This is a genomic window from Nocardia sp. NRRL S-836 (assembly GCF_001279525.1).
Classification (GTDB): domain Bacteria; phylum Actinomycetota; class Actinomycetes; order Mycobacteriales; family Pseudonocardiaceae; genus Lentzea.
Window position 1 is genome coordinate 146,052 of record NZ_LGDY01000165.1, and the last position, 12,654, is coordinate 158,705.

Consider the following 12,654-nt stretch of genomic DNA (forward strand, 5'->3'; position numbering starts at 1 on the left):
ACGCCATGCGCGCGTACACCCGTGCGACCGAGATGCAGCTGGCGCGCGGGACGCAACCTGAAACCGAAGCAGCTCATGCACGTCGTGCGGCTGCGGCAGGTCGGGCTGACGTTCCCCCGGCTGGGCGAGGTCGTCGCCCAGCAATCGGGGACGAGGGTCAGTCGTTCTTCTTCGGCTGCTCGGCCGGGCCCGCCGTCGTCTCGGCCGGCTCGTCGAACGACGCCGGGAGCTTGCGCAGGTGCTTGTTCATCGAGCGCACGAGGAAGAACACGGCGATGAAGAACAGCACGAGCAGGACGAGGCCGACCGGGGAGGACTTGCCGAAGTCCTCCCCCTGGCCGCCCTTGTCGTTGTTCGTGTTCGACGGCTGCTGAACAGCGACGATCGCAACCGTGTCGGTCCAGGGGTTCACCCCTAGACCTTAACTCCGGCGAACAGGTCGTCTTCGGGCAGCGTCGAGTCGACCAGCGAGCGCACGAGCTCGTACTCCTCCGTCGGCCACACCTCGCGCTGGATCTCCATCGGGATGGCGAACCAGCGGCTGGTGGGGTCGATCTGGGTGGCGTGCGCCTTGAGCGCCTCGTCCCGGACGTCGAAGTAGTCGTCGCACTTCACGCGGGTGGTGACGCGGTCCATCACGTCCGGGCGGTTGGCGTCCCAGTTCGCGAGCCACTCGGTGTAGGGCGACTCCAGGCCGCGGGACTCCAGGGCCTCGTGGAACGCCATCAGCTTCGCGCGGGAGAAGCCGTGCGAGTAGTAGACCTTCAGCGTCTCCCACGGCCCGCCCAGTTCGGGCTGGTAGGCGGGGTCGGCGGCCGCGTCGATCGCGGCCATCGAGATCTCGTGCGTGCGGATGTGGTCGGGGTGCGGGTACCCGCCGTTCTCGTCGTAGGTGACGATCACGTGCGGGCGGAAGTCCCTGATCGCCTCGACCAGCGACGGAACGGACTCCTCCAGCGGCACGAGGGCGAAGCAGCCCTCGGGCAGCGGCGGCAGCGGGTCGCCCTCGGGCAGACCGGAGTCCTTGAAACCCAGCCAGCGGTGCTGGATGCCGAGGATCTTGGCCGCGTTGGCCATCTCCTCCCTGCGGACGTCGATGATGTTCTCCAGCACGTCCGGCCTGTCCATCGCCGGGTTGAGAATGCTGCCCGCGCCACCGTCGGTGCAGGTCACGACCATCACGTCGTGCCCTTCCGCGATGTAGCGGGCCATCGAGGCCGCGCCCTTGCTCGACTCGTCGTCGGGATGTGCGTGCACCGCCATAAGGCGCAGCTTGTCGGCCATACCCCCGTGGTCCTCCTGTGTGAATGGTCCTGCGACACTCATCAACTGAACGTCGGGCACCATTGTTCCCCAGAGGCTTGAGGAGGCGCGGGATAGTGGCACAGCGCGCACTCCCGGAGGGGCGATACGGCCGGAGCGGCCGCAAACCGCTGGCGAAACCCGTGCGGTGGGCGTTACTCGCCGTAGCCGTGGTGGTCGGTGCGGTCGTCGCCTTCGTCGGTTACCGAAATCTCGGCACAAAACCGATCGAGGCCGAGCAGACGGCGTTCCAGATCCTCGACAGCGAGCGGCTGGAGGTCACTTTCCAGGTTTCCCGCGATCAACCCGAGCGGCCGGCCGTGTGCATCATTCGGGCCCGATCCAAGGACGGGGACGAAGCGGGCCGCCGCGAAGTTCTGGTCCCGCCGGGGAATTCGACCGTTGTCGAGACAACTGTTGTTCGCGGTTCGAAGCCGCCGGTCACCGGCGATGTGTTCGGCTGCTCCTACCAGGTTCCCGCCTACCTGTCCACGAGCTAGCGGCCAAGCGGGTGATCTGCGGTTTAAACGGCGAGACGGGGAACAAATCGCCGTCGCTGAGCGTTGTCTCCGTGTTACTATTGCAGCTCAAGCACGGCCCCGGCGCGGGCCGTGTTTTTCCGTTCCGGGCCTCACGGCCCGGGAACTATCTGGCCACACACGCGTGCGCCGGAGCAAGACGAGGAGTTGGTGACCGTGAGCGACACCCAGGTGACCTGGCTGACCCAGGAGGCCTACGACCGGCTCAAGGCTGAGCTGGACGAACTTATCGCGTACCGCCCGGTCATGGCTGCCGAGATCAACGCCCGCCGCGAGGAGGGCGACCTGCGTGAGAACGGCGGCTACCACGCGGCTCGCGAGGAGCAGGGCAAGCAGGAGGCGCGCATCCGCCAGCTGCACGAGCTGCTCCAGGCCGCGAAGGTCGGCGAGGCTCCCACCACGAAGGGTGTTGCCGCGCCGGGCACGGTGCTCACCATCCGCTACGAGGGTGACGACGAGACCGAGACCTTCCTGCTGGCGACGCGGGAAGAGGGCGCGCACGGCGAGATGGAGGTCTACTCCCCGTCCTCGCCGCTCGGCAAGGCGCTGAACGGCTCGAAGGACGGCGAGACCGTCGAGTACGAGCTGCCCAACGGCAAGCTCCAGAAGGTCACGCTGATCTCCGCGGTTCCGTACGCGGGCTAGTTCGGCATCAGACGTTTGCAGGGGCGGTCACCTCGGTGGCCGCCCCTTCACACGTTCCAGGAGTGGCCGCACGCGTGGCGGCACCGGTGTGGAGAGCGCGATCGACGTCGACAGCCTGCGCACGTGCGGCACGTCGACGATGTGGTCGACCACGCGCTGGAGGTCCGCGTTCGACCGCGCCACCATCCGCACGAACAGGTCGCCCTGCCCGGTCGTGGCGTGCACCTCGCACACCTCGCTGATCGCGGCCAGGCCCTCGCACACCTCCTGCCGGCGGCCCTGCGCGATCTCGACCGTCGCGAACGCCGTCAGCCCGTAGCCCATCGCCCCCAGGTCCAGCGCCGGCGGGAAGCCGGTGAGCACGCCCTTGTCCGTGAGCCGGTCCAGCCGGGCCTGCACCGTGCCGCGTGCGACACCGAGCCGGCGGGAGCATTCGAGGACGCCCAGCCGCGGCTCGTCGGTGAGCAGCAGCAACAGGCGTGCGTCCAGTTCGTCGACGGTCTGGTCAGAGTGCTCACTCTGCTGGTCTTCTGGCATGCATCACTGTACAAAATGTGCAGCGAAATTGAAGGCTATTGCTCACCCTGTCGGGTCATCTCATGCTGTTGTGCATGACGCAGCAGCTTGACGACGTGAGCTACGACCAGCTCCGGCAGCTCGTGGGGTTGGTCGACTACGACGCGACCAAGGACCCCTTCCCCGTGCGCGCCATGGACGCCGTGGTGTTCGTCGCGGGCAACGCGACCCAGACCGCCTGGCTGTACCAGGTGGCGTTCGGCATGGAGCTCGTGGCCTACGCGGGCCCCGAGACCGGCCAGCGCACCCACAAGTCGTTCGTGCTGAAGTCGGGCTCGGCCCGCTTCGTGATCCACGGCGGCGTGCAGCCCGGCTCCCCGTTGCTCGACCACCACCGCAAGCACGGCGACGGTGTCGTCGACCTGGCGCTGGAGGTCGGCGACGTCGACCGGTGCATCGAGCACGCCCGCAAGCAGGGCGCGACCGTGCTGGAGGAGCCGCACGACGTCTCCGACGAGCACGGCACCGTCCGCCTCGCGGCCATCGCGACGTACGGCGAGACCCGCCACACGCTGGTGGACCGCTCCCGGTACACCGGCCCGTACCTGCCCGGCTACGTCGCCAAGACGTCGACCGTCAAGCGCCCGGAGGGTGCCCCGAAGCGCCTGTTCCAGGCCGTCGACCACTGCGTCGGCAACGTCGAGCTCGGCAAGATGGACTACTGGGTCGAGTGGTACAACCGCGTCATGGGCTTCGTGAACATGGCGGAGTTCATCGGCGACGACATCGCGACCGACTACTCGGCGCTGATGAGCAAGGTCGTCTCCAACGGCAACCACCGCGTGAAGTTCCCGCTGAACGAGCCGGCGATCGCGAAGAAGAAGTCGCAGATCGACGAGTACCTGGAGTTCTACGAGGGTGCGGGCGTCCAGCACATCGCGCTGGCCACCAACGACATCATCAAGACCGTCACGGCCATGCGCGACGCCGGCGTGGAGTTCCTGGAGACCCCGGACTCCTACTACGACGACCCCGAGCTGCGTGCCCGCATCGGCGAGGTCCGGGTGCCGATCGAGGTCCTCAAGGAGCACCGCATCCTGGTCGACCGCGACGAGGACGGCTACCTGCTGCAGATCTTCACCAAGCCGATCGGCGACCGCCCCACCGTGTTCTACGAGCTGATCGAACGGCACGGCTCGCTGGGCTTCGGCAAGGGCAACTTCAAGGCGCTGTTCGAGGCGATCGAGCGGGAACAGGAGCGCCGCGGCAACCTGTGATGCGCGTTCCCCGGTAGGCTGCCTTACGGGGGACACACATCGTGGGGAGGTGGCATGGCACTCGCACGACGCGTGGCCGCGGTGATTCCGCTGGTCGGAGCCGTGACCACGGCTGCGGCACTGACCGGCGCGGCGTTTCTGACCGTGGCCCACGCCGGCTGTGACGAGGCCGGCCGCTTCGTCCGCACCGGCGAGTCGATCGAGTTCGTCGGCGGCTGCGTCAACGGCGCCGACCTACCGGCGGCTCCCACAGCCGACAACGCGGACAACGTGGACAGGTTCGGCGGCTCGCAAAAGCCGTGACGCACCAGCCGTAGTACACCGAAAGGCCCTCCCGGACGGGAGGGCCTTTCGCATTGCCACGTGGGGTCGACTCAGCCGAGGGCGGCCAGCAGGTCGGCCACCAGGTCGTCGCCGGACTCGATGCCGACGGAGACGCGCACCAGGTCGGCGGGCACCTCCAGCATCGAACCGGCGGTCGAGGCGTGGGTCATCTTGCCGGGGTGCTCGATCAGCGACTCGACGCCGCCGAGCGACTCGGCGAGCGTGAACAGCTTGGTCCGCGCGCACACCGCGAGGGCCGCCTCCTCGCCGCCCTCGACGAGGAACGACACCATGCCGCCGAACCGGCGCATCTGCTTGGCCGCCACGGCGTGGCCGGGGTGCGACTCCAGGCCGGGGTAGATGACCTTCTTCACGCGCGGGTGCCGGGTGAGGGCCTCGGCGACCAGCTCGGCGTTGTCGGAGTGCTTCTCCATGCGCAGTTCGAGGGTCTTGAGGCCGCGCAGGGTCAGGTAGGCGTCGAACGGGCCGGGGACCGCGCCCGCGCCGTTCTGCAGGAAGCCGAACGCCGCGTCGGTCTCCTCGTCGGAGGTGATCAGCGCGCCGCCCACGACGTCGGAGTGGCCGCCGACGTACTTGGTCGTCGAGTGCAGCACCACGTCGGCGCCGAGCTCCAGCGGCGTCTGCAGGGCCGGGGACGCGAAGGTGTTGTCGACCACCAGCTTCGCGCCGGCGTCGTGCGCCACCGAGGCGATGGCCGCGATGTCGCCGACGTTCAGCAGCGGGTTGGTCGGCGTCTCGATCCACACGAGCTTGGTCGCCGGGGTGATCGCGGCCCTGATCGCGTCCACGTCGGAGACCGGCGCGGGCGAGTGGGTGACGCCCCACTGCGAGAAGACCTTGTCGATCAGCCGGAACGTGCCGCCGTAGGCGTCGTTCGGGATGACGATGTGGTCGCCGGGCTTGAGGAACGCGCGCAGGGCCGTGTCGGTGGCCCCCATGCCGGAGGAGAACGCCCGGCCGAAGCGGCCGCGTTCCAGGGAGGCGAGGGCGGTCTCCAGCGCGCGGCGGGTCGGGTTGCCGGTGCGCGAGTACTCGAAGCCCTGACGCAGCCCACCGACGCCGTCCTGGGCGTACGTCGACGTCGCGTAGATGGGCACGTTCACCGCACCCGTCGTCGGGTCCGGGTCCTGGCCGGCGTGGATCGCCCTGGTCGCGAAGCCGTATGGGGTGCTCATGTCCGAAGGGTACTCACCCGTCCGGCGGTCGACGGCAGGAGTCCGAGCAGCGGACCGGCCCACGGAAACAGTGCAGCCCCCGGCCGCTGGGGCCGGGGGCTGCACTGGAAGAGCGTCTTACCAGCCCTGCTGCTGGCCGTAGCCCTGCTGCGGCGGCTGGCCGTAGCCACCCGGCTGCTGCGGGTACCCGCCCGTGCCCGGCTGCTGCGGGAAGCCACCGGTGCCGTACGGGTTCGCCACCTCGGGGGCGTTGACCACGACGGTGCCGCAGATCTTGTCGGAGTAGGTCTCCTTCTTCGGCTGGTTCCACAGCGGCGACAGGTAGTTCACCAGCGCGCCGATGCCGCAGAGCAGGCCGAAGCCGTAGTTGATCAGCAGGCGGAGGAACGCGACGCCACCGCCGGGCGGCTGCTGCGTGTCCTCCTTGATCACCTTGATCTTCGCGGCCTTCTTGCCCAGCGACTGGCCGGTCGAACCGCCCTTGATGACCGTGTTCCAGATCAGGAAGCCGAAGAGGCCGCCGTAGCCGACGACGTAGGCCAGCAGCACGAAGATGCCGCCGGTGGCGTCACCCATGCTCGCGCCGATGCCGGCGAAGATGCCGACCACGATGCCCGCGACGACACCGGGGGCCAGGTAGTCGATCAGACCCGCGACGAAGCGCGAGCCCCACTCGGCGTAGCCGGTGGGAGGCGCCGGCGCGTAGCCGGGAGCGCCGCCGTAGCCGGGCTGGCCGTAGGGCTGCTGCGGCTGGCCGTACGGCGAGCTCTGCGGCGCGCCGTAGGGCTGGTGCTGCTGCGGCTGGCCGTACGGGTTGGACTGCGCGGGCAGGCCGTACGGGTTCGACTGCGCGGGCTGCCCGTACGGGTTGGACTGCGCCGGCTGACCGTACGGGTTCGACTGCGGGGCACCGTACGAAGGCGGCTGCTGGGCGGGGAACCCGCCGGAGCCGGGACCCTGCGCCGGGAACCCACCGGAGCCGGGAGCAGCGGACGACGCCTGACCTGGGCTGACGACCTGGGTGGCGTCCGCGTTCTGCTGCGGCGCGGCAGGCGTCTGACCAGGCGAGACGACCTGCGTGGCGTCCGGGTTCTGGGCAGCCTGCGGCTGTCCACCTCCCGGAACGACCTGCGTGGCGTCCGCGTTTGGCTGCTCGTGCTGCGGCTGACCGCCGTACGGGTTTCCTGGCGGCTGCGGAGCGTTCATCCGGTTTCCAACCCCCTTGGCTGGGCCGTGTGTGAGTGAGTCTTGGTGATCTGGGGCGTCACGCTATCGGACGCGCTGTCCTCCACGCTCAGCGACCAGCCAAGAACCCGAGAATGTCCTGCCGCGTCACCACGCCGGCCGGCTTGCCGTCCTCCAGCACGAGCGCGCCGTCGGCGTGCGCCATCGCGGTCATCGCGACACCGACCGGCTCACCGGCGCCCAGCGTCGGCAGCGGCACACCCATGTGCTTGTCGAGGCGGTCGGACAGCTGCGCCTTGCCGGTGAACAACGCGTCGAGCAGGTCGCGCTCGTTGACCGCGCCGGAGACCTCGGCCGCCATGACCGGCGGTTCGGCGTTCACGACCGGCATCTGCGAGACGCCGAACTCGCGCAGGATCGCCACGGCGTCGCCCACGGTCTCGTTCGGGTGCGCGTGCACCAGGTCGGGCAGGTGGCCGCCCTTGCGGCGCAGCACGTCGCCGACGGTCGCACCGGTCGAGTCGGGCGGCAGGAAGCCGTAGGAGGCCATCCAGCGGTCGTTGAAGACCTTCGACAGGTAGCCGCGGCCGCCGTCGGGCAGCAGCACGACCACGACGGCGTCCTCCGGCAGGTCCCGCGCGATGCGCAGCGCCGCGGCGGCCGCCATGCCGCAGGAACCGCCGACGAGCAGGCCCTCCTCGCGGGCCAGGCGCCGGGTGATGTCGAACGAGTCGGCGTCGGAGACCTCGACGATCTCGTCGCACACGGTCTTGTCGTAGGTCTCCGGCCAGAAGTCCTCGCCGACGCCCTCGACCAGGTACGGCCGGCCGGTGCCGCCGGAGTAGACCGAGCCCTCCGGGTCCGCGCCGATGATCTTCACCGCGCCGTCCGAGACCTCCTTGAGGTAACGGCCGGTGCCGGAGATCGTGCCGCCGGTGCCGACGCCCGCGACGAAGTGCGTGATCTTGCCCGCCGTCTGGCGCCACACCTCGGGACCGGTCTGGTGGTAGTGGCTCGCCGGGTTCTCCGGGTTGGCGTACTGGTTGGGCTTCCAGGCGCCGGGGATCTCGCGGACCAGCCGGTCGGAGACGTTGTAGTACGAGTCCGGGTGCTCGGGCGCGACGGCGGTCGGGCACACCACGACCTCGGCGCCGTAGGCCTTGAGGACGTTGCGCTTGTCCTCGCTGACCTTGTCGGGGCACACGAACACGCACTTGTAGCCCTTGCGCTGGGCGACCAGCGCGAGGCCGACGCCGGTGTTGCCCGAGGTGGGCTCCACGATCGTGCCGCCGGGCTGCAGCTCACCGGACCTCTCGGCCGCCTCCACCATGCGCAGCGCGATGCGGTCCTTCACGCTGCCGCCGGGGTTGAGGTACTCGACCTTGGCCAGCACCGTGGCCTTGATCCCCGCCGTCAGGGAGTTGAGCTTGACCAGCGGCGTGTTGCCGACCAGATCGACGACGTGCTCGACGTACTCCACCGGTATCTACTCCCCTGCTCCCACTCTCCGAGATAGCGGACGAAGCCTAGCTCCAGTGACGGCGGAGGTTGATTCGAACAGCGGTACCGACGATGTCGGGAGGAAGGGGGTGGTGCGGATGTTCGGATCCAGGCACCTCCGCGCGGTCGCCATGACCGCCGCGGGCCTCGGCGGACTGTCCGGGGCACTGGTCGGGTTGCTGAACGAGCAGGGCAGACGGGCCCGCGTGGCCATCGGCGTGCTGGAACACCTCTGGCCGGCGCCCGACGGGGTCTACCGCGACGACGGCCGCGACCCGCTGCGGTTCGCGGTGCTCGGCGACTCGATGGCGGTCGGCGTCGGTGTGACGCATCCCTCGCAGATGCCGGGCGTGTTGCTGGCCCAGGCGCTGGCCGAGGAGGCGGACCGGCCGGTGCGGCTGTCGACGTACGCGATCAGCGGCTCGACGACGCGGGACCTGGTGCCGCAGGTCGGCGCGGCCGTGCTCGACCGGCCGCAGGTGGCGTTGGTCATCATCGGCGCGAACGACGTGACCACGCGGATGCCGGTGCGCGAGTCCGCCGCGTTGCTCGGCGAGCAGGTGCGGCGGCTGCGCGACGCCGGCTGCGGCGTTGTGGTCGGCACCTGTCCCGACCTGGGGACCGTGCGGCCGATCCCGCAGCCGCTGCGGACGATCGGGCGGCGCTACGGCCTGCGGCTGGCGGCGGCGCAGACGGCGCAGGTGCGGCGGGCCGGCGGGGTGCCGGTGCCGCTGGGGAACCTGCTGGCGCCGGAGTTCCTGGCGCGGCAGGCCGACATGTTCAGCTCCGACCGGTTCCACCCCAGCGCCGCGGGCTACGAGGCGGCGGCCGGGGTGCTGCTCGCGCCGTTGTGCCAGGTGGCGGGGCTGTGGCCGGGCTGGGCGGCGCCCCCGGTGCCGTTGCGGTCGGCGGCGGCGCTCGCGGTGGGCGCGTCGCGGTGGCCGGCGCGGCTGCGAAGGCGGCACGCGTGAGTTCCGGAATTCTCGTCACGTGCGCTGGCCGGAGTGAGCGGGCGTTAACTAGGCTCGACGGCAACCTTGACCCTCAACGAGGAGTTCGTGATGCCTGAGGCCGTGATCGTCTCCGCCGCCCGCTCCCCCATCGGCCGCGCGGGCAAGGGCTCGCTGAAGGACGTGCGGCCGGACGACCTGGCCGCGCAGATGGTGCGGGCGGCGCTGGACAAGGTGCCGCAGCTCGACCCCGCCCAGATCGACGACCTGATGCTCGGCTGCGGCCTGCCCGGCGGTGAGCAGGGCTTCAACATGGCGCGCGTGGTGGCCGTGCTGCTGGGCCAGGACACGCTGCCCGGCACGACCGTCACCCGGTACTGCGCCTCGTCGCTGCAGACCACGCGCATGGCCCTGCACGCCATCAAGGCCGGTGAGGGTGACGTGTTCATCTCCGCCGGTGTCGAGACGGTGTCGCGGTTCGCCAAGGGCAGCTCCGACTCGTGGCCGGACACGCACAACCCGCTGTTCGCCGACGCCGAGGCGCGCACGGTCGCGACCGCCACCTCCGGCGCCTCGGAGTGGGTCGACCCGCGCAGCCTCGACGTGGTCCCGGACGTCTACATCCCGATGGGCCAGACCGCGGAGAACCTGGCGCTGCTCAAGGGCGTCTCGCGGCAGGAGATGGACGAGTTCGGCGTCCGCTCGCAGAACCTCGCCGAGAAGGCGATCGCCGACGGCTTCTGGGCCCGCGAGATCACCCCCGTGACGCTGCCCGACGGCACGGTCGTCTCCGCCGACGACGGCCCGCGCGCCGGCGTCACCTACGAGGCCGTGTCGCAGCTCAAGCCCGTCTTCCGTCCCGACGGCCGGATCAACGCCGGCAACTGCTGCCCGCTCAACGACGGCGCGGCCGCCCTCGTGGTCATGTCCGACACCAAGGCCCGCGAGCTCGGCATCACGCCGCTGGCGCGGATCGTGTCCACCGGCGTCTCCGGCCTGTCGCCGGAGATCATGGGCCTCGGCCCGGTCGAGGCGTCGAAGCGCGCACTGGCGCTGGCCGGCCTGTCGATCTCCGACATCGACCTGGTGGAGATCAACGAGGCGTTCGCCGCGCAGGTGATCCCGTCGTACCGGGACCTCGGCATCGACCTCGACCGGCTGAACGTGAACGGCGGCGCCATCGCGGTCGGCCACCCGTTCGGCATGACCGGCGCGCGCATCACCACGACGCTGATCAACTCGCTCCAGTTCCACGACAAGCAGTTCGGCCTGGAGACGATGTGCGTCGGCGGCGGCCAGGGCATGGCGATGGTGCTGGAACGCCTCAGCTAGACCTGATTCCCCTCAAGATCTGCAAATTGAAGTCTGCAAGTAGCTCCGTATCACCCGAACGGAGCTACTTGCTCACCACCGTTCTGCCGATGAGATGAATCATCGCGCTTTGGCGTCATCCGGCGAGGGGGAAGTCCGTCCCTGCTGACGACCGAGGAGGGGTCCGGACATGCCCTACGTGTGGTGGCAAAGCGAATACGACCTGCAATGCCATGCTTTCTCCCTCGACCAGGCGAACGGCTCCCGCAGCTTTTACGAGGCCGTCTGCGAGCACTCCGTGCCCGATGAACGGGTGTCGCGCTCGCAGGTGGGTGCTCTCTGCACGGACTGCCTGATCAAGGTGGGCACCCAGCTGCCCGACGTGCGCTGGCGCGTTTAGCGTTTCAGCGCTCAGCGCTCACGTGTGGTTTCACCACGACCCGATAAGCGTTGTTCACGCGTCGCCCTGGTAGTACCCATTCGCACGGTGGCGGTACAACGCCGTCCGGGCTTCTCCGGTGTTCAGCTTCTCCAGGCCGCAGGCCGCCCAGAACCCGAGGCGCTCGTCGTCCAGGTGGGCGACGAAGAGCGGCAACGCGCTGGGGTCGGCGGCCTCGCCGATCAGTTCGAGGAGCCAGCCGGACAGGCGGCCCTCGCCGTCCTGCTCACGGTGGAACTCCTCGACCAGCTCGGCCAGGTGTTCGGCGGCATGCTGCTTCACCATGGCGAAGCCGGCCTCGTTGTCCTGGCCGTTGTGGCGGCGCATCAGCCGCAGCGCTTCGTCGAACCTCTTGCTCATCACGTCCCCCACGAACGCCGGAGGGCGCCCCGCCGCAGCGAAGCGCCCTCCGGGACAACCCCTGGACGTCAGTCCGAGTTGAAGTACGACAGCAGGCGCAGGATCTCGGTGTACAGCCACACCAGGGTGACCGTGAGGCCGAACGCGATCTGCCACGCGTACTTGGCCGGCACGCCGGCCCGGATCGCCTGGTCGGCGGCGTCGAAGTCGATCAGGAAGCTGAACGCCGCGAGGCCGATGCAGACGAGGCTGAAGATGATCGCGAGCGTGCCACCGGAGCGGAGGCCGAGGCCGCCGGCGGTGAAGAAGCTCATGATCAGGTTGAACAGCATCAGGACGGCGACGCCGATGATCGCGCCGGTGATCCACTTCGTGAACTTCGGCGTGACGCGGATCGCGCCGGTCTTGTAGACCACGAGCATGCCGGCGAACACGCCGATCGTGCCGATGATCGCCTGGCCGATGACCACGACGCCCTGGCCGGGGTTGCCGGTCCAGTTGTCGATCAGGCGGCCGATGATGCCGCTGAACGCGCCGAGGAACACGCCCTCGACGGCGGCGTAGGCGATGACCAGCGGCGGGCTCGGCACTCGCTTGAACGAGATGACGAGACCGAGCACCAGGCCGATGATCGCGGCCGGGAAGAGCAGGAACCACGCCTGCATGAGGTAGGTGACGACCGCCGTGACGGCGACCACGGCCAGCGTGATGCCGGTCTTGGTGACGACGTCGTCGATCGTCATCGGCCGCTCGCTGGTCAGCGGCGGCGGGGCCTGCTGGTAGCCGGCTTCGGGCTGTCCGAAGCCTGCGTAGCCTCCGTACCCGCCGCCGGTCGGCAGGTTACGGAAAGCCGGGTTGCTGCTGGAGCGCACCTGGTCCTCCTGGGGCGTTGCTTTACGCCGTCACGGGTACAACGAGCACGCTGGGTGCCAGGTTCCCCGTCGGTAAAGCCGACTTTACCCGCCCAAGCGATCACCCGTGCGCTAATAGTGCGCTAACTCCTGCGATGACTCCGTAGCGTGATCTGGTCACGGCGTGTCGCCGCGTATCCGGGCCGTGTCCCGTAACCGGGGTCACATAACAATCACGTTCACACGCTGCGTAGCACCA

At 69.4% G+C, this 12,654-nt stretch carries 15 protein-coding genes; 7 read left to right on the forward strand and 8 right to left on the reverse strand.

What is annotated here, in order from left to right; all coding sequences use genetic code 11:
* Positions 1-157 precede the first annotated feature (157 nt).
* Positions 158-412 (reverse strand): hypothetical protein, encoded by a 255-nt coding sequence (locus tag ADL03_RS43280; protein WP_053739478.1) that lies wholly within the window; start codon positions 410-412, stop codon positions 158-160.
* 2 nt (positions 413-414) lie between these two features.
* A complete protein-coding gene (gene mca / locus ADL03_RS43285) occupies positions 415-1,284 on the reverse strand; it encodes a mycothiol conjugate amidase Mca (protein ID WP_053739479.1) in 870 nt (289 codons plus the stop codon).
* Between the two features lie 95 nt (positions 1,285-1,379).
* Here mca and ADL03_RS43290 point away from each other — a divergent pair, with 95 nt between their 5' ends.
* A complete protein-coding gene (locus tag ADL03_RS43290) occupies positions 1,380-1,802 on the forward strand; it encodes a DUF4307 domain-containing protein (protein ID WP_053739480.1) in 423 nt (140 codons plus the stop codon).
* A 195-nt stretch (positions 1,803-1,997) separates the two neighbouring features.
* Positions 1,998-2,486, forward strand: a complete 489-nt coding sequence (greA, locus tag ADL03_RS43295) for a transcription elongation factor GreA (RefSeq protein ID WP_197289157.1) — start codon at positions 1,998-2,000, stop codon at positions 2,484-2,486.
* Between the two features lie 27 nt (positions 2,487-2,513).
* Here the strand turns inward: greA and ADL03_RS43300 are convergent, their stop codons facing one another.
* Positions 2,514-3,023 (reverse strand): Lrp/AsnC family transcriptional regulator, encoded by a 510-nt coding sequence (locus tag ADL03_RS43300; RefSeq protein WP_053739482.1) that lies wholly within the window; start codon positions 3,021-3,023, stop codon positions 2,514-2,516.
* Positions 3,024-3,097: 74 nt separating this feature from the next.
* On the opposite strand from ADL03_RS43300, the gene hppD reads away from it, so the two are divergent.
* On the forward strand, positions 3,098-4,279 hold the full coding sequence (gene hppD, locus ADL03_RS43305) for a 4-hydroxyphenylpyruvate dioxygenase (protein WP_053739535.1): 1,182 nt from the start codon (positions 3,098-3,100) through the stop codon (positions 4,277-4,279).
* Positions 4,280-4,333: 54 nt separating this feature from the next.
* Positions 4,334-4,582, forward strand: a complete 249-nt coding sequence (locus tag ADL03_RS43310) for a hypothetical protein (protein ID WP_053739483.1) — start codon at positions 4,334-4,336, stop codon at positions 4,580-4,582.
* A 71-nt stretch (positions 4,583-4,653) separates the two neighbouring features.
* Here the strand turns inward: ADL03_RS43310 and ADL03_RS43315 are convergent, their stop codons facing one another.
* The 3 genes from ADL03_RS43315 to ADL03_RS43325 all read right to left on the reverse strand — a co-directional run bounded on the left by ADL03_RS43315 (position 4,654) and on the right by ADL03_RS43325 (position 8,464).
* On the reverse strand, positions 4,654-5,799 hold the full coding sequence (locus tag ADL03_RS43315) for a cystathionine gamma-synthase (RefSeq protein ID WP_053739484.1): 1,146 nt from the start codon (positions 5,797-5,799) through the stop codon (positions 4,654-4,656).
* Between the two features lie 117 nt (positions 5,800-5,916).
* The gene (locus tag ADL03_RS50600; protein ID WP_053739485.1) at positions 5,917-7,005 is read right to left on the reverse strand and encodes an RDD family protein; all 1,089 of its coding nucleotides are present in this window, start codon (positions 7,003-7,005) and stop codon (positions 5,917-5,919) included.
* A gap of 88 nt (positions 7,006-7,093) precedes the next feature.
* On the reverse strand, positions 7,094-8,464 hold the full coding sequence (locus tag ADL03_RS43325; protein WP_053739486.1) for a cystathionine beta-synthase: 1,371 nt from the start codon (positions 8,462-8,464) through the stop codon (positions 7,094-7,096).
* 118 nt (positions 8,465-8,582) lie between these two features.
* Between ADL03_RS43325 and ADL03_RS43330 the strand changes: the two genes are divergently transcribed.
* The 3 genes from ADL03_RS43330 (at position 8,583) to ADL03_RS43340 (ending at position 11,145) form a co-directional block, all read left to right on the forward strand.
* Positions 8,583-9,455: an SGNH/GDSL hydrolase family protein gene (locus ADL03_RS43330; RefSeq protein WP_053739536.1), complete on the forward strand. Its 873-nt coding sequence runs from the start codon at positions 8,583-8,585 to the stop codon at positions 9,453-9,455.
* Between the two features lie 90 nt (positions 9,456-9,545).
* Positions 9,546-10,766, forward strand: a complete 1,221-nt coding sequence (locus ADL03_RS43335; RefSeq protein ID WP_053739537.1) for an acetyl-CoA C-acetyltransferase — start codon at positions 9,546-9,548, stop codon at positions 10,764-10,766.
* A 169-nt stretch (positions 10,767-10,935) separates the two neighbouring features.
* Positions 10,936-11,145 carry a hypothetical protein gene (locus ADL03_RS43340; RefSeq protein WP_053739487.1) on the forward strand — a complete coding sequence of 70 codons (210 nt, stop codon included), beginning with the start codon at positions 10,936-10,938 and terminating at the stop codon, positions 11,143-11,145.
* Between the two features lie 54 nt (positions 11,146-11,199).
* Here the strand turns inward: ADL03_RS43340 and ADL03_RS43345 are convergent, their stop codons facing one another.
* Positions 11,200-11,544, reverse strand: a complete 345-nt coding sequence (locus tag ADL03_RS43345) for a hypothetical protein (protein ID WP_053739488.1) — start codon at positions 11,542-11,544, stop codon at positions 11,200-11,202.
* 68 nt (positions 11,545-11,612) lie between these two features.
* Positions 11,613-12,416 carry a Bax inhibitor-1/YccA family protein gene (locus ADL03_RS43350; RefSeq protein ID WP_053739489.1) on the reverse strand — a complete coding sequence of 268 codons (804 nt, stop codon included), beginning with the start codon at positions 12,414-12,416 and terminating at the stop codon, positions 11,613-11,615.
* Positions 12,417-12,654 lie beyond the last annotated feature (238 nt).

What these genes read in the sequence shown, in the direction of transcription:
- ADL03_RS50600 (WP_053739485.1), bottom strand. Translation starts at nt 7,005, where the DNA reads ATGAACGCTCCGCAGCCGCCAGGAAACCCGTACGGCGGTCAGCCGCAG.
- ADL03_RS43345 (WP_053739488.1), bottom strand. Translation starts at nt 11,544, where the DNA reads ATGAGCAAGAGGTTCGACGAAGCGCTGCGGCTGATGCGCCGCCACAAC.
- ADL03_RS43310 (WP_053739483.1), top strand. Translation starts at nt 4,334, where the DNA reads ATGGCACTCGCACGACGCGTGGCCGCGGTGATTCCGCTGGTCGGAGCC.
- ADL03_RS43340 (WP_053739487.1), top strand. Translation starts at nt 10,936, where the DNA reads ATGCCCTACGTGTGGTGGCAAAGCGAATACGACCTGCAATGCCATGCT.
- ADL03_RS43315 (WP_053739484.1), bottom strand. Translation starts at nt 5,799, where the DNA reads ATGAGCACCCCATACGGCTTCGCGACCAGGGCGATCCACGCCGGCCAG.
- ADL03_RS43300 (WP_053739482.1), bottom strand. Translation starts at nt 3,023, where the DNA reads ATGCCAGAAGACCAGCAGAGTGAGCACTCTGACCAGACCGTCGACGAA.
- ADL03_RS43335 (WP_053739537.1), top strand. Translation starts at nt 9,546, where the DNA reads ATGCCTGAGGCCGTGATCGTCTCCGCCGCCCGCTCCCCCATCGGCCGC.
- mca (WP_053739479.1), bottom strand. Translation starts at nt 1,284, where the DNA reads ATGGCCGACAAGCTGCGCCTTATGGCGGTGCACGCACATCCCGACGAC.
- ADL03_RS43330 (WP_053739536.1), top strand. Translation starts at nt 8,583, where the DNA reads ATGTTCGGATCCAGGCACCTCCGCGCGGTCGCCATGACCGCCGCGGGC.
- hppD (WP_053739535.1), top strand. Translation starts at nt 3,098, where the DNA reads ATGACGCAGCAGCTTGACGACGTGAGCTACGACCAGCTCCGGCAGCTC.